Origin of the sequence: Pleomorphomonas sp. NRK KF1 (assembly GCF_023721755.1) — a bacterium.
Classification (GTDB): domain Bacteria; phylum Pseudomonadota; class Alphaproteobacteria; order Rhizobiales; family Pleomorphomonadaceae; genus Pleomorphomonas.
The window spans coordinates 917,348-932,973 of the sequence record NZ_JAMDLH010000001.1; the positions used below are offsets into that span (position 1 = coordinate 917,348).

A 15,626-nucleotide genomic window follows, 5' to 3' on the forward strand; every position below is an offset into this window, starting at 1 on the left:
GCCTAAGCGAATGATATTTCTTGGAAAAAAGAGATTGGCTGGGGGACCTGGATTCGAACCAAGACGAACGGAGTCAGAGTCCGAATTTTTCCCTGTTAATTCAACTCATTATCCCAGATACCCTGTCAAACCGACGTGACAGAATCAATCACTTAGCGGCGTTTTGTCAAACCTTGCTGGCAGCCTTTTGCTCAGACCTCATGACGGTGTCGACTCTCGCCTTACCTTACACCGCGCCTGTTTGATCTCGGCTGTTGAGGGGCATCGGCGACGCGCTGGGCTTGGTGTGCCGGTGGCCCAGACGTAGTCTCATTTGTCAGCGCAGAGCTTCTCCTGTTCGTAGCCATTACGCCAGTTGGGAGCGGCGTTCATTGCCGCTTGGTAGCGCCAACGTTGCTTCGTGCGCTGCCGCACCCAATAGGTAGCCCCGCCCATACCTTCATCGAGCGCGCGCTTCATGGCCAGGTGCATCTTGGTCGTTGGCGCCATGGGGACTACTCTCAAGCCGCTTTTCTCTATTTGCTCCATAAAAAAGCGCAACATGTGTCGGAGCTCACTTTCAGAAATCTCTACATCCTCATCCGGGATCGCGAACCGAAGCGCGTTCTTAAGGGTTCTCCATATGTCGATATCAACCTGTGGTTTTTCTTCGGTCGGATGGGAATCTTGTTCTTTTGCTATCATGTGACGAGCGCCCCCAGATCTTCACCAAAAAACTCACCGACTAAGAAATATAACGACACATCCAAAATATAAACAACACTGTGGTGAACCTAAATAAGCACTTACTTACAACCGAACATGCACATCCAAAAATAAAACAGATATATATAAATCACATACACAGAACGAAGCGAATTAATGGAGTATTAGAATGCGACAGAACGAGACTTATTTGGTTTCGGCTTTCGTTCTTGATGCGATACTTCTAAAGAACATGAACGCTTCCGATGTCTCTGCCTCTTGTGGTTTTGAGAGCGTCACGACATTCGAGCGGATCATGAGTTCGGAGCAGAGGCTTCCGCTCGATAGGGTTGATCGGCTCGCAGAAAGCCTTCAGTGCGAGCGCAAACGTCTTTGGGCGCTCGCTTTGACAGACTGGTTTGGCGAAGAACTCGCAAGCTCCTTGGCAGATGCATTTCAGAGCCCAGAGTTGTCCCGGGCGAACGATTCTGGCTGGATTACTTGCGGGAAATCTATCCAACTGGCGCGCCATCCATGACGGCCTCACTACGCAACCGCCTGCCGAACACTCTTTGCTGATGCGAAGTGTCCGGTCGATCTCCGAAACCGGGCTAAACGACCAGAAGGTAGTTCATCCACTTAAGTGCCCACGCACACGGCGAGACAACACAAACAGCCAGAAGACGGAATCTGCCCCGCATGGGCGGATCAACCTCGTTTTTACTCTGGACACGAGCACGGCTTCCGGTTCATCCCCGCGTGGGCGGGGCAGCCGCCGGCCGCGAACAGCACCTTTGCCCGCTGCAGGGTTCATCCCCGCGTGGGCGGGGGAGCCTTTGACTGGTCGAGCGGGGTGCGGGAGCTGCTGGGTTCATCCCCGCGTGGGCGGGGCAGCCGTCATCTACCGCGGCGGAACGCTCGTGGTGGAGGGTTCATCCCCGCGTGGGCGGGGCAGCCCATACTTGCGCCCCTCAGACTGACGGTCGTCGGGGTTCATCCCCGCGTGGGCGGGGGAGCCCTCGTGGAGGTGGAGGATCGCCATGTCCGTCAGGGTTCATCCCCGCGTGGGCGGGGGAGCCGTCATCCCTCTGGTGGGCGTGTCGCTGGAAGCGGGTTCATCCCCGCGTGGGCGGGGGAGCCCGCGGCGACCGCCGCGCAGACTGGCAGATGCGGGGTTCATCCCCGCGTGGGCGGGGGAGCCCGCTTGAAGCCCCTGGCGATGCGAGCCATGGTGGGTTCATCCCCGCGTGGGCGGGGGAGCCGGGGAGATTGTCGGCCTCAAGTGCCAGACGGCGGGTTCATCCCCGCGTGGGCGGGGGAGCCCGTCGATCGCGCCGGCGGTCTCGCATTGCCCCGGGTTCATCCCCGCGTGGGCGGGGGAGCCCGCCGGAGACCGTGCGATAAGCAGACAGGTCTCGGTTCATCCCCGCGTGGGCGGGGGAGCCGGCGTCGTTGCCATCGAGCGGGCTTTCCTGCGGGGTTCATCCCCGCGTGGGCGGGGCAGCCGCCTCTATGATTGGGCCTAGCAGCGCGTTGGCGGGTTCATCCCCGCGTGGGCGGGGCAGCCCCATTCGATGTTCCAAAGGAGCGCGTCAATCAGGGTTCATCCCCGCGTGGGCGGGGCAGCCACAAGGCGGATCTCTACGACTACACCAATAGCGGGTTCATCCCCGCGTGGGCGGGGCAGCCGACTGGTGTGTGGCTGTCGGCGCCGAGGGAGAGGGTTCATCCCCGCGTGGGCGAGGCAGCCCGTGGCGGGAAACCGCGTGAAGTGGTGATGATGGGTTCATCCCCGCGTGGGCGGGGCAGCCCCGAAACTGCGGTTCGATATCCGGGGAAGGGCGGGTTCATCCCCGCGTGGGCGGGGGAGCCACCTTCGACAAGGTGGTGGAGCTCTATCTCAAGGGTTCATCCCCGCGTGGGCGGGGGAGCCCTGGGCGCGCTGCCGCCAGAGTCTATCATGCCGGGTTCATCCCCGCGTGGGCGGGGGAGCCCGAACCTTGTCGATCGAGTAGCCGACCGACACGGGTTCATCCCCGCGTAGGCGGGGGAGCCACATCCGGGTGCCCGGCGTCGTCCAGGAAATCGGGTTCATCCCCGCGTGGGCGGGGGAGCCCTGTTTACCCCCAGCCGGGCGGTATTCGACACGGGTTCATCCCCGCGTGGGCGGGGGAGCCGCAATGCACAACATGAAAGCGCCGGGTCATCAGGGTTCATCCCCGCGTGGGCGGGGGAGCCTCTTGGTGCGAACCCGTTGAGTTTATCCACGATTTCAAAGAACAGGGTCAAGCCGAATCTTGATCCCAACGACCGGCAACGTCGGCTTAGTCCGGAACCGCGCTGGCTTGCCGACTGTCACGGCGGACGACCAGGAGACCATCGAGATCGACCAGCGAGACCGGTGGCAGACCAAGCACCTCGAGGCCGAGGCCAGAGGTTGTCGTTTTGTCCTTCCAGGACATGACGACAGAGCCACCCGGCATCGTTCCCCACCAATCGCTCAGGACGGTCCAAACACGTTCGCGCACTGCGCGGCTGAGCTCGGGGGAAACATAGACACCCGGCGCAACCTCAGGCATCACGGACGCGAGAAATCCGCGATAACGATCCGGAACATCACGGGTCACCAGAACGGTCATCGGCATCGCCTCCTCCCTCCCCGCTGTCGTTGGCAAGGCCGGATAGGTCGGCCGGCGCCCGCTTACGCGCACGTGCGGCTGGCGCTTGCTCGTCGACCGGCTCGAACAGTGTCTTGATGCGATCGATCATGGCAGCGATGATCCCCTCCTTGCGCAGTGCCTCACCGGTGATGCGGCGGGTAAGGCGTTCGATGGACTCCTGCGGCGCCTTCTTCTGGGCGGCCACAGCACGGAAGGCGCAGGGGATGGTGACGTCGTCACGGAAAAGATCGGCAATGTCGAGCACGAAGCTCTGGCCTGAGTCTTCGTGGATGAAGCCGAGCTGCGGAATGGTCGCTGTGGCAGTGACCGCGATGGCGGCGGCTCCCTCGACAGCGCTGGCGGCGTGGTTGATCGCTTGGTTGGGGAGATCGGCCGACAGCGGATTGGATCGATCGTAGCGACGGCCATTCCACTTGATGGCGAAGCGCTGGGCGAGATTGGCATAGAGCGCCTTGACGCGGGCCCCCTCGATGCCACGCAGGACGGCGATGTCGCGATGAGGCAGGATCTCCTTGAGACGGAAGGCATACATACGACGGGCAACATCAAGTCGGCCACGATTGGCGTCCGACCAGAGTTCGGTTTGCCGCCGAGCCAGGTTGGAGAAGTCCGGCATCAGCGGCGGGGCGGTGTAAAGACGCACGCCGTCGTCGCCAACGGCAGCTAACGCCGCACCGTGCCGGGCGAGCAGGCGCAGGGCGTCGTGGCTGACCGTCGAGCCTGGGCCTAGCATAACCAGCGAGATCGACTGGTGCGGGATGGTGTATTCGCCCCGATCCACGGCGCCACCACCCGCCGAGACGAAGCGCAGGCACCCGTCCTCGACAGTGAGCGAACCACGATCCAGCAGCACGAGGCCGTGCCTGTCGCTGTGCGGCAGGCGGGCGGTTTCAAGCCCGAGGCGACCGAGAAGCATGAGCGAAGGCCTCAATCAGGTGGACGCAGCAGCAGCATGCCAAAGCCGAAGGCGCGGAAACGACCGACCCCACGGGCAAGGAGTGCATCGAAGGCTGCGGAATCGACCACTGACAGCACGCCGGAAAGGGTGATGTCGGGACCGTCGACCATGCGGTTACGATTGCCCTGCCCCGAGCGGTTGCGGGCAAACAGCCCCGTGCGGCAAAGACGGTCGACCTCGGCAGTCAACAGATGGGCTGCGCGGTCGTGGCCGAGCTGACGGTCGAGCCAGGCAGTGTAAGCGCGCACGCGGCCAAGGCGACCCGGCTCGTCGTCGGTAGCTGAACCGCTGTAGACGTCGCGCTCCCGCGCCCTCTCGCGGCCATCGGAGGAAGCACCGGTGCGCTGAACGGGGCGCAGACGCAGGTTGAAGCCGAGCCGGCTACCGGCCGCAAAGCCGCTGGGCATCGGCCGCTCCTCGGCGGAATCGAGCTGAAGCGGCGCCGAGAAGGCTGGATCTGCGAAAGTCGTGGCGTGGGCTCGCAACGCTTCGAGCGGCGCCGAGGAGTATGCGAGCAACCGACCGGACGGACCGCCACCGGGCTCGCCCGGCCTGAAGGCACGGAAGGGTTTGGGCTCAAGATCGCCGAAACTCGCCGCCATGACGGCGTGCAACGCATAACCGAGATCACCGCCGGGCGGCAGTAGTTTCTCACGCGCCGCCAGCGCCATCAGGCGGGTGAAGTCGGGGCGGAACGAGATGAGGTAGAGCGTCATCGGTCTGCCCCCTCGGCGAAACGATGGCGCGGCAGGCTGCCTTCGAAGCGAATGCTGTCACCTGTATGAACGCCGGCCAGGAAGTCGCGCCGGTCGGAGCGATGGACGCGACGAAAGCCTTCGGGCGGCGCTTCCGACCGTGGAAGATCGACGAGGATGCGATCGGACGATCGAGCCGCGAGCGGCGTGATCAGCAGTGCGTCGAGCAGCGTGTCGGCGCCGACGATGCCGACAGCGATCCGATCTGCCGGCAGACAGGGCTTGCGGCCAAGAAACAGCGGCCGAGCTGGCTGGGACAGCGCAGCCGCAAGGTCGGCCAGCAAAGGTGGCTCATCGGCAGGTTCGAGGCGCAGCGCGACGTGGACGCAAACGTCGGCATTGTGGTCGCGGAAACGCAGATGCGGGCCGACATAGCTGCCATCGCCCCCCGCCCTTCCCTCCGGCCGGCCGCGCGTCGTCCAACCCTGGTCGGATTTTTCCAGCTTGGCGGTCTGGAACTCGGTGAAACGACCGGCACTGCGATCAAGGCGCGCAGCGTGAATCAGACGATCCTCAAGACGTTGCAGCGCGGCGCGATCCTCGCGACGCCAGCCGAGAGCATTGGCGAGCAGACCTGTCAACATCGATGCCGAAGGCAGATCGGTAACCGGTCCGTGGGCATCGATCATGATGTCGCCAAAGGCGACTAGTGGCGCTTCCAGGCGAAGTAGCAGCACGGCGGCCATCGGCTCAGGCCTCCGCCCGGCTGATCACCCCGTTGAGCCAGCCGCCCAGGGCATCGAGCGATTGCGGCCCGTCGGCAAGTGCCGAAAATGCAGCGCCGTCGAAGGATGCATAAGCGCGCGTCTCGCTCTTGCCGTAGATTCCGTCGAAGCGCTTCAGGGCATCGAACAGAGCCAGTTCGGCCAGCGTGCCCTGGCTTTGGCCTATCCTTGCCTGCACCGGCTTCTCGAAAGCCTTGGCGAGCGAGCGAGGTTGGGCGCTGCCTGCCTCGACGAGCAGCGTCGACGCGCGGGCGTAGGGCGCGGTCGAGCCCTTCTTGGCGCCGGGCGAAATGGTGGCAATGAGATGCAGCAGGTGCTCAGCTACCTTGGCCGGCAACGCGCGATCGACGTCCGACCCGGCCCAACCCTCGGGCCGGACACCGGTGATGTTCGAGACGAGCAGCGGCACATCGATCACCACATACTCGTAGAACAGCCCGGAAGTGAGCTCGGTGTCGAAGATGCCGGCCGAACCGGAATCCTCGTCGGGATCGCGGTTCTTTAGATCGTCGACCACGGTGAAGTAGTCGGTCTCCGACTCCTGGGCATGCACGGTGAAGGCATGTGCGACGTGTATGGCCGCGTCGGTGTTGGCATTCGGATCGGAGGTGACCATCCGGCCGAACAGCGCCGCCTCGAGGCCAGCGGCAAGCGTGCCGGCACTCTCCCTCATGGCGGCAAAGTTCGCCTTGGCGTCCTTGCCCTTGAAACGGGCCTCGGCGGCGGTGGCCGCAGCTTCGGCCGTTGGATTGTCCTTGAGGATGGCGATCGCCTCCTGGGTGAGGAAGCGCAGTTCCGGCCAACCGAGCAACAGCGCCTGCCGTTTGCGCACATCGTCGGCCTTGTCGCCGTAGATGGCACGCGACAGCGCCTTGCCTACCTCAGCGAGCGCCGCCTTGTCGACACCGGGCAGCGCTTTGGCAACCTCGGGACCGATCTCGTATTCGAAGATCTCGCGCGAACGGACGGAGAGTTCGAGGCCGGTATGACGAAGGCTCCAGTCGTCCTCGGCGGTGCGCCAGTGCCGCTTCAGGCATTGCGAGGAGACGCGCGTGCGCACCGATCCGCCGTAACTGACGCGCTTGGCAAGGCCAGCGTCGTCGCGGTTGAGCAGCACGGCAGGATAGGAGACGAGCGAGTGGATCTGGATGAAACGCGGCAACGGCATTTGGAGCCCCCCGGAAACGAGATCAAGCGGAATGAGATGTCAGCCGGCGGACGGACGCTCGGCACGGTTGAGTTCGCGGTAGTAGCCTTGGGCGATGCGGAAACGCAGGCGGACAACCTCGTCAACCTCTCCCCGATGATCGGCGAGCAGCAGGTTGGCAAGATCCGTCCAGTCGACCGGGACCTGCTTGGCGGCAAGATGGCGAGCGAGGATGCCGATCTGATCGATCAGCATGTCGCCACTGGCCGCCATCAGCTTGGAAAAGCGCACTTCGCTAAGTCCGGCCTCGGCCAGCGCCTTGCCACTGCGCGACTGAAAGCCGTTGCCGGAGGTGAGCGCGATGGCTTGCACGATCGCTGCCCAGGCCAACGCTTCTTCCTCGCGGATGTTAATGTCTTGCTTGGCCAAGGCCTGATGGAAGGCAGGCTGCCCGAGCACGGTGGCCGGATCGTTGCGGCGCAGGCTGGCCTTGGCGCCCGGGCCGAGCGCTTCGCCGGCAATCACGGCGGCCAGCCGAAAGAAGAGGGAGGTCTTCGGTTCGTCGGGGACGACGGCGGTTTCGTCAGTCATCGGGCATCTCCTCGGCGGCAAGTTCGGCGTCGAGATCGGCCCAGCGGTAGGCGGGCATGGGCTGGTCGGCCGCGGCGAGCCGGTTGCCGAACTGCTTGCGGAAACAGGCGTTGAAAACGTCCTCGGCGGCAACGCGAATCCGCCAGTGACGGGCGGCGGCATCGGGCGCAGCGGCGATGGCGTCTCCAAGCACACGCGTTCCGATGCAGAACAGGCGGTTCCTGATCCAGTCGGCACGAACACGCTCGATGGCCGCCTTGTCCCCCACCACCTCGACCTCATCGGCGAGATCATCGAAGAAATGAACGTCGAGTAGTGTATCGAACCGGCCACCTGCGTCGCCCGCCCGCGACTTCGTCGTATCGTCATCTCGTGTGCGCTCTCCTGCCTCGCTGCGCGGAGCACCGGAGAACACCGCCATCAGCGCGGGAAACAGGACCTGGCGGGCAAAGGCGCCGGCATCCTGCACCCGATCACGGGCTATGGCGGCGATCTCATCGGTCTCCTTGGGGCGGCGACCGAAACCAGCCGACACCAGTCGCGAAATCGGCACACGGCGCTCGTGATAGCCCTCAGTCTTGCCCTGACCGCGCACCAGCACCCGGCCAAGCATGACGAGGTCTCCATCGGCATCGAGATCGTCGAGCGACTGTAGCGGCGATGGCACCACCGTTTCGCCCTTCTTGTTCATCTGCGGAAACATCAGGCGGACAAGCTGCTGATAGGACCAGCCGCGGGCGTCGGCGGTGAAGGCCTTTCGCCCCTCCTTGTCGACGATTACCGGCGTCCAGAGGTCGCCGGTGTCGCCCTTGGCTGCCCTAGCCTCGATACGGGGCGCCTTGGTGCTGATGGCGAGGGCGACGAGCCTGCCACCTCGCTCGACCAGGCGCACGCGCCGGCAGACATCGATGAAGTTGAGATCGAGCTGATCGAGCCGCAGGGACGTGGCGCCGTCCCAGGGAAGCAACCAAGTTAGCGCGATGCCGCCCTGCGGCAGGTAGCCGAGGGCCATCGACAACTCGGCCCGCTTCTCCAGAGCGCGGCGGCAGTCGGCAACGAAGCTGTCTCCCGACAGCCGATCTCTCGTCCCACCGAAACCAGGCCGGCTGGCGAAGCCGCCGTTCATGCGGGCAATGCCGTAGTTGCCGGCGCCAAGGAAGCCCTCCTGCGTCTGCAGGCTGACGAGTGCATAGAGCCAGAGTTCTGCATCGTCCGCCGGCAGGGCACCGGCTTTGATATCGTGGCTCTTCGACATGACCAGCATGTCGAGTTCATCCGGCGTATCGACAGGCTTGAAACCGGCCAGCTTGCCGCCCGGCACCGGCGCTTGAAGGAGGGCTGGCCGGTCCGGCGGGCTGATCAGGGCGAAGGCTGCGCAGTCGGGATCATCTGGGGTGAGCGAGAGCAGCAGAGCGCGCCAGCTCTCCTCGTCCTCCGGCAGATCGGTCCGCCCGGCTCTCGTCAGAGCCAGCACCGCAAGCTGAACCAGGAGCGCGTGCCAAACGTGTCGCTGGTGCGGACGAAGGCGGCTGAAATCGCCTATTTCACCGCACACCAAAGCGGCGAGGGTTCCCGGCAAAGTCCGCCGGGATCTGTTCAGCCCCGACGGATCGGATGATGTGATAAGAGGTGTATCGAGGAGGTTGAACGCAATCATCACGCCTCCCTGCGTAGCAGGCCGTGCCTCCCATACAAGACCTGGGTCTCGCCAAGTTCAAATTGAATTTCGCCGTTGTCCACTCGCATAAGTGATGTTTCTGCAACGTCTGCATGCCACCAGTGCGGAATTACTAGCCGACGCACAGTCTTGCCAAACGGCCCGATCGTGCCCTCCGGAAGGTCGATCATCGGACCGGCGTCACCGAGGCGCGTAGCGGCTCGCTCCTCGGGATCGATCCAGTTGCAGTGGTCCATGAACGGCTTGTCGCGCCGGAGACAGGCGCCGCGCGCCGTGCCGCCATCGGCGAACGCTCCCCCCTCAAGTTCGCTCCAGTGCTGGCGCCAGAGGTCGCGGATTTCGTCCGGCACGCTCTCGACCAGTGCCTCGCGCGCCTCGGGGTGCAGCGCTCGCTCGACGAGGTCTCGATTGTCGGCTGGAATGGTCCAGAGCGGCCGGCCGATCAGAAGGCGCCGCGTCAGCTCCAGAACGACGACATCGGGATAGATGCCGCGCGCCCCTCCCCGTTTATCCTTCATCGGCCCGAGGCCGTGGCTGTCGACACCGCGCCGCCGGCCGCTCAGGAGATCGCCGAGGTCGCCGGGCGGGACGAGCACCAGCGCATTCGGATCGAGAAAGATAGCCGGCCTTTTGCGCCGTTCGCCGTCAGGCTCGCTCGCATGCCGATGCAGGCGACCGAGCCGCTGCAACAGCACGTCGATCGGGCAAAGGTCCGAGATGAGGTAATCCGCATCGATATCAAGGCTCTGCTCGAGCGTCTGGGTCCCCACGATGACGCGCCCCCCGGGTGGACGCGCCTTGCCGACTGCCACCTCCACCGCACGGTCGAGCAACAGCCGGTCCTCGCGGGCGAAACGCCCGTGGTGCAGGGTTGGCACGCCTTCCACCCGGAACAGCAACGGCGAAGCCGGGCCGAGCCTGCGCTCGAGCGCCTGTTGCGTCGCGATGGCGGCGGAAACGGTATTTCGGATCACTAGCACCTTGGCGCCCTCGGCCGCGGACAGCGCCGCCCGCTCCGCGACGGCTTCAGCGTCGTCGATAAGGCTCGCGACCTCGAGCGCAACACGCTTCTCGCGACCACTCGCGGCAATGCCGATCACCTCGCCACCGAGGCGGGTATTGGCGGTGATCGCCGGATAGGGCAGACGCGTTGCCGCTTCGAGATCGGGAAGGACAGTTTCGGCGGCCCGCAGATTGCCGTGGGCGGCGTGGCCGATCGAAGCGTAGCGAACACGCATGCGCGCGCTGAGTGTCGCCGAGAGCAGCGCCGCCTCGCCACCGGCGGCTAAATGATCAGAGAGGAGTTCTTCGGTGAGAGCGCTCATGTAGGCGTCCGACGCATGCACCTCGTCGATCACCAGCATCAGCCGCATCAGCGCCGCGCCGCGCATCTCGGCGTGCTTCACCTTGAGAACCGACATCAAGGCCTGATCGATGGTGCCGACGCCGATCAGCCCGGTGAAGTAGCGCTTCGGATGCTGGTGCGCCCAGGTCGGCGGCTGGCGCGCGTCGCCTTCGGTCTCATCCTGGGCGTCACGCGCGTCGGGCAAGCCTCCGGCGCCGCTGTCATCGAGGTATCCCGGAACGGCGAGAACGACGGCCGGTGGACCATCCGGCCAGAGGGCTCGCACCAGCCGCTCCACTCGGCCGTGAAGCTGCGCCGCCGCCGTTCGGGTCGGCAATGCGAAATACAGCCCGTCGACCGCGCCGGCGCGCAAGCGCATGACGAAGCGCCAGAGGGCAGCCTCGGTCTTGCCGGAACCGGTCTCGGACTCGAGGATGGCGAGCGCTCCGGGGGCGGACGCGAAGGCCGCTTGGGCCAATGTTGGCGCAAAGCCGAATGTGGCGCGGAAATCCAGTTCCTCCGGCAAGCGTGTTCGCCATGGAATGGCGTCGAGCCCGATACGAACGAGCCAAGCCTCGGCCCAGGCCGACAGTCGATCGGCGGGCGGGCTGTTCTGCCAGTCCGAGGAGGCAATCCAGTCGGCGAGCATGGCCAAGCCCGCCACGGCATGGATCAACGGCGATGCAAGGGGCGTCGGCGCCGACGCATCGAAGGCAGCGGGAAACTGGAGGTCGGCGGCGCGGCGCAGCCGATACAGCTCGCGACAGGGATCGTAGGCGCCATCCGGACGCCAGTGCCGGCGATACCCAAGGACCAGGTTCTGGTCCGGGTTTGTCGGATCTTCGGCCCACGGCTTGCCGTGGTGCGAGAGCACCGCGTGGAACAGGTCCGAAAGCTGCGCGTCATCTCCCCAGTTGTCGAGCCCTTTTGCCACCAGGGCGCAGATGTCGTCGTAGAGGCCAAGGATCGGCGCGACGTGCCCGACCATTGGCGCGCCGGGAAAGCGCCGGGCCTGGAAACCTGCGTTGACCTTGCCGAGGTCATGTAGAAACACAAACCAGCCAAGCCTTTCGATCGAGATGTCCGAAAGTTGGTCCACATCGGCGAGCCGGCTGAGGCGGGTTCGGATACCCGGCAGACGGCACAAGGCCACAAAAATCGCAGCGACGTCACGGCAATGGTCGCGGAGATCCTGACTGCTGCCGTCGGTGCCTAGCTTACCCCAGGCCGGGGAAGGAAGGGAGTTTTCAGAACGGGGCATTCACGTCCTTCCAGTGTCGAGCCAAGCAGAACTCAACGGATAAGAGAGAAAGACCGTGCGGAATTCGCTGAAAGCCAAAAAGAACGCTAACCGGAGCGACTAAGCCAATTGTCCGAGCTCTTCAAACCGCCGGACAAGTGAAGAGAAATGGAAATCCTCCAGCGTGATGAGCGCTACATCGAGAGCGTGTGCCTTGCCGTGGAGTTGGCGATAGCGCGGAAGATCGCGTCGCTCGTCATAGAGATCGGTCGAAACCACCAGCGCGGTTCTGTCATCTTCGCCGCCAAAATGATCTAGCGTGTTGTCGGCCTCATGAAGAGCTGAGGTCAGCCGCTCGCGCTGCGCTTCGTCGCCAATTTCGAAGCGCGACCACAAAGCTTTGCATGAAGCAAAGACCAGCCGCTCGCCGAACCGGGCGATGACATCGACCTCGTTGATGCCGTCATAAGGGCCGGAGACCCAACGCAGCACCTGGCCGGCCCGCACTTCGTCAGCCTTGGCCTGCAAAGCGGCCAGCGCGGCATATTCTTCAAGCCAACCACCGCGCACATAGCGCATAGAGGCGGCTCCGAGGAACCAACCCGTGCCACTTCGCTTCGCGACTCCCTCTCTCTCTATGGCGCCCAACAAACTCAGCACCTGCGGGCCTGGATTGTCGGAACTCCTGCGCTGCAACAGAATGCTTCGGGCAATCTCGAAGGCCTGGTAGTTCTCGCCGATCAAGCGGGTCAGCCTGGCGCGCGACTGCATCTCCTGCGGATCGATACTCGGACCGTTGAAGCTCACGCCACGGGTCGACAGCAACTCAGCGATAGTGCACACCATTACCTGCGTCCCGCGTGTGTTCTTTCAATCATGTCCGCAAGCCGTCGAGAAAAGGCGCCAACATCGTCAATGGCGTGGCGAGGCGCCCCCCAGAACCCCGTTTCCGGAAGCGCGCCACCATACCAACAGCCGGGAGTCGCTTTCAAAGCATCAATGATCGAACCGCGGCCGAAGAAGGCTACGCTTTGCGGCATGATGACCAGGGTATCCGCCTCTTCGCGATCGGGGCCACCATACTCCGGCAGCAGGAAGTCCATGATGGCCGAGGCAGTCCGCGCCTCCGTGTCGACGACGAGAAGCCCCCCCTCCCGGCGGGATGCGGCGATGGCGCGTCGCGACATGGCCTCGATGTCCGAGGTTATGCCCTGAGCGGCCCGATCGTCATCGCGGATCTTTCGGATCTCGCTTGCAGAGGCACAGACCGAGCGCATCCCACGCGCGTGACCAATATCATTCGCCTCCACCAGCGTGCGTCGGCGCGTCCATTCGACCGGGGCACCCCTGCCCCTCAAGAGATCGAACACCTGACGGAGTGAGGAGGGCTGGCCAACGCCGGCCCTTGGTCCGTGATGGTCGATCTCGATGACAGCCGACCGCTCGATGTCGTCCGGAAGGTCATATGCAAGTTCGACCAGAATAGGTGTTTCCCCGGCGGCAATTGCCGCTCGGATTTCCGGAAGATAGGACGAGGCTGCCGCCCCCCAGGCCAGCCGCTTGTCGGCAATGCGATCCTCGAAACCGGCTTCGCGAAGAAGAGCGGCTACCTCGATCATCTCAAGATCCCTGCCGCCGAGGAAGAACCTCACGCCGTCGCTCGCCCGCGACCTTCCTTCAGCTTCAGGCATGAACATGCAGCCCTAGACAGATCAGGAAGGCGAAAGCGAAAAGACCGCTACCCAGCATGAGATAGTTGAGAAATCCGCCGATCAGCCGCTCGCCCGTATCTTCATGCAATCTTCGATTGATTGCCCATACGAATGCCTTGGTCAGGGCCAGGAAAAGCAAGGTAACGATGGAAATAGGCCCGAGCGCCCAGAGCCACCGATACAAGGCGCTCATGACACTCAAGGCAGGAGCCTGACCAGCAGGCGCCTGCCCTGCCGCCACCCAATCGATGAGCTGCAACGGATTGGAGATCGCGCCCAAGCTCAGGAAGGTCAGCGCCAGGCCAATGGCGGCGGCGATGGTGGCAACGGCCGTCAGGCCCATGCCGCTTTTGGCGATCTGGCCCTGCTCTACCGTGTGGGTGAAGCTGACGGCGGCGGCCAGTTCGTCCTTGACGTCCACATAGAGGCTCTCGAGCTTCATCACGCCGCGCAACTGATCGAAGATTTCGGTCGGCTGAATCTGGTTCGAAACGCCGACGAAGCGAAAACGGTGAACGAAGCGCAGGAAGTCATGCTGGATTTTCTGCAGTTCATGTCCGAAACGCACCATTGCCTTGGCGCTGCGTTCGGCCTTTTTCTTCATGGAGAGCTCAGTGCTCTGCCGGTCCGCCTGGCTGAGGCTGTCGACCGCCACCGAAATTCGGCTGGAGGTCGCCAGCAGCGAGGCAAACTCCATGTTGGCGAGCAGCATCATCTGGAAATAGTGACGCCGGAAATGATGCACGATGGTTTCGTCGAAGAAGCGCCCGGAACCGACGATCGCGAAATGGTAGCTGGCGAGCAGCAGGCGCGAGGCGGAATCTGTGGCCTCGCTGGCCATGAATCGGTCGTAGCAATGCTTCTTCTCGAAATCTTCAAGGAAGCGGGGATTGTAGGGCATGGGGTCGTTGCCCGCCTCGTCGGCAAAGCAGAGCCGTATCCAGTCCCCACGGGAGATCAAGGCCAGATCGTAGCGTTGGGCAACCTCGTAATTCGCCGCCGGTGAAGGGCCGATTCCCAGGGCATGCGCCGCTCCGGTTATGCCAACGAAGCTCATCAGGGGCACCCGCTCGTCGACCACATGACGCCAGACCGGCAGGTCGTCCTTCGTCGCGCTCCCTCCCTCGAAGACTATCGGCCATAGCGCATGGCGCCAGTAGTCAAAAACGGGAACAGCACGATTGGCGCGTCGTGACGATGTATCGGAGCTCGACAACCCGGTCTGTTCAAGCGTCGCTTCAAGACCGTCGGGCGTGAAGGCTCCCGTGCGCGCAATCTTCTCGCCGCAGGCAAGACAACCAAAACCAACGGGCTCCATGCCGTGATCGGTGCGTTTTAGCCATTCGAACTCGATGGGAACCCGGCTCGCGACAACCTCACCATTGTCATGGACAGCAAAGAAGGGCGTGTAAACTCGCCGAAGATGATCATTGATGCTCAGCGCGTCTTCCAGCGTCATGCGCCGCTTTTCGACACCGACCTGCAACTCATCCGACACCACCCGAGGATCTTGGCCAAAATCGACCTCCACGGCAACGATCGCCGCACCGGTTGAGAAGGTATAAAGGTTCAGCCGCCGCACGTCCGCCTGGTAAACCACATCCCGGCTGCCGCTGGCATTGAGACGGAGTTTGAACCTTATCCCGTCGATCCCTTTTCGCCGCCACAACTTGAACGGCGCTACCTCGCTGTCACCAAACAGCGTCCTCTGCAGGAAGTCATAGAAATAGACGAACTCGCCGTAGGCTTGAGCGCGATCTGCCGTCTTCTCCAGATTGTCGACAGCGCCGCGCCACTTGTCCAGTTTGTTTGTATAGGCTTCATCCGTGTCTTCACGTCGTCTGTCCGGCGGCCTGCGCGTCCGCCCCGGCTTGCCCGCGTGATCGGACAGGTCCAACACCTGCTCCCACAGGTCCGACTGTTGGGCGAGCTTGCCATCGAGCCGGTCCACCAGATCGGCGACGCTAATGCCCTGTTTGTGGCGGACGTCGTCCTCCCCATCGGGATGAAGCGCCAGGGCCAGTGGCCAGATGAGGATCTGGCGAAACTGGGACAGCTTAATTTCGTATGACGGGCGACCGGTATGCGACACGCGCCTCTCCCCCAAAAG

At 63.6% G+C, this 15,626-nt stretch carries 13 protein-coding genes, 1 tRNA gene and 1 CRISPR repeat array; of the genes, 1 reads left to right on the forward strand and 13 read right to left on the reverse strand.

Annotation, left to right across the window (positions count from 1 at the left end):
- Positions 1 to 35: 35 nt before the first annotated feature.
- Positions 36 to 116, reverse strand: a tRNA-Gln gene (locus tag M4J39_RS04235).
- A gap of 193 nt (positions 117 to 309) precedes the next feature.
- Positions 310 to 684 (reverse strand): hypothetical protein, encoded by a 375-nt coding sequence (locus M4J39_RS04240; protein ID WP_251726539.1) that lies wholly within the window; start codon positions 682 to 684, stop codon positions 310 to 312.
- Positions 685 to 874: 190 nt separating this feature from the next.
- On the opposite strand from M4J39_RS04240, the gene M4J39_RS04245 reads away from it, so the two are divergent.
- Complete coding sequence (locus tag M4J39_RS04245; protein WP_251726540.1) at positions 875 to 1,222, forward strand: hypothetical protein; 348 nt, start codon at positions 875 to 877, stop codon at positions 1,220 to 1,222.
- Between the two features lie 207 nt (positions 1,223 to 1,429).
- A CRISPR array of direct repeats spans positions 1,430 to 2,922; the repeat unit is 24 nt; unit sequence GGGTTCATCCCCGCGTGGGCGGGG.
- A gap of 86 nt (positions 2,923 to 3,008) precedes the next feature.
- On the opposite strand, the gene cas2e is transcribed toward M4J39_RS04245, so the two are convergent.
- From cas2e to M4J39_RS04300, 11 genes are all read right to left on the reverse strand, one after another.
- Positions 3,009 to 3,323: a type I-E CRISPR-associated endoribonuclease Cas2e gene (cas2e, locus tag M4J39_RS04250; protein ID WP_251726541.1), complete on the reverse strand. Its 315-nt coding sequence runs from the start codon at positions 3,321 to 3,323 to the stop codon at positions 3,009 to 3,011.
- Positions 3,301 to 4,281 carry a type I-E CRISPR-associated endonuclease Cas1e gene (gene cas1e / locus M4J39_RS04255; RefSeq protein ID WP_251726542.1) on the reverse strand — a complete coding sequence of 327 codons (981 nt, stop codon included), beginning with the start codon at positions 4,279 to 4,281 and terminating at the stop codon, positions 3,301 to 3,303. The genes cas2e and cas1e overlap by 23 nt, the downstream gene beginning before the upstream one ends.
- A gap of 11 nt (positions 4,282 to 4,292) precedes the next feature.
- Positions 4,293 to 5,039: a type I-E CRISPR-associated protein Cas6/Cse3/CasE gene (gene cas6e, locus M4J39_RS04260; RefSeq protein WP_251726543.1), complete on the reverse strand. Its 747-nt coding sequence runs from the start codon at positions 5,037 to 5,039 to the stop codon at positions 4,293 to 4,295.
- Entirely contained in the window at positions 5,036 to 5,764 is a 729-nt protein-coding gene (gene cas5e / locus M4J39_RS04265; RefSeq protein WP_251726544.1) for a type I-E CRISPR-associated protein Cas5/CasD, read from the reverse strand. Before cas5e ends, cas6e begins: the two co-directional genes overlap by 4 nt.
- 4 nt (positions 5,765 to 5,768) lie before the next feature.
- A complete protein-coding gene (gene cas7e / locus M4J39_RS04270; RefSeq protein WP_251726545.1) occupies positions 5,769 to 6,971 on the reverse strand; it encodes a type I-E CRISPR-associated protein Cas7/Cse4/CasC in 1,203 nt (400 codons plus the stop codon).
- A gap of 39 nt (positions 6,972 to 7,010) precedes the next feature.
- Positions 7,011 to 7,541 (reverse strand): type I-E CRISPR-associated protein Cse2/CasB, encoded by a 531-nt coding sequence (gene casB, locus M4J39_RS04275; protein WP_251726546.1) that lies wholly within the window; start codon positions 7,539 to 7,541, stop codon positions 7,011 to 7,013.
- Positions 7,534 to 9,015, reverse strand: a complete 1,482-nt coding sequence (locus M4J39_RS04280) for a hypothetical protein (protein WP_251726547.1) — start codon at positions 9,013 to 9,015, stop codon at positions 7,534 to 7,536. Before M4J39_RS04280 ends, casB begins: the two co-directional genes overlap by 8 nt.
- Positions 9,016 to 9,197: 182 nt before the next feature.
- The gene (gene cas3 / locus M4J39_RS04285) at positions 9,198 to 11,825 is read right to left on the reverse strand and encodes a CRISPR-associated helicase Cas3' (protein WP_251726548.1); all 2,628 of its coding nucleotides are present in this window, start codon (positions 11,823 to 11,825) and stop codon (positions 9,198 to 9,200) included.
- A gap of 99 nt (positions 11,826 to 11,924) precedes the next feature.
- The gene (locus tag M4J39_RS04290) at positions 11,925 to 12,650 is read right to left on the reverse strand and encodes a hypothetical protein (RefSeq protein ID WP_251726549.1); all 726 of its coding nucleotides are present in this window, start codon (positions 12,648 to 12,650) and stop codon (positions 11,925 to 11,927) included.
- Positions 12,650 to 13,456: a hypothetical protein gene (locus M4J39_RS04295; RefSeq protein ID WP_251726550.1), complete on the reverse strand. Its 807-nt coding sequence runs from the start codon at positions 13,454 to 13,456 to the stop codon at positions 12,650 to 12,652. Before M4J39_RS04295 ends, M4J39_RS04290 begins: the two co-directional genes overlap by 1 nt.
- Before the next feature lie 31 nt (positions 13,457 to 13,487).
- Positions 13,488 to 15,608 (reverse strand): hypothetical protein, encoded by a 2,121-nt coding sequence (locus tag M4J39_RS04300; RefSeq protein ID WP_251726551.1) that lies wholly within the window; start codon positions 15,606 to 15,608, stop codon positions 13,488 to 13,490.
- Between the last annotated feature and the right edge of the window lie 18 nt (positions 15,609 to 15,626).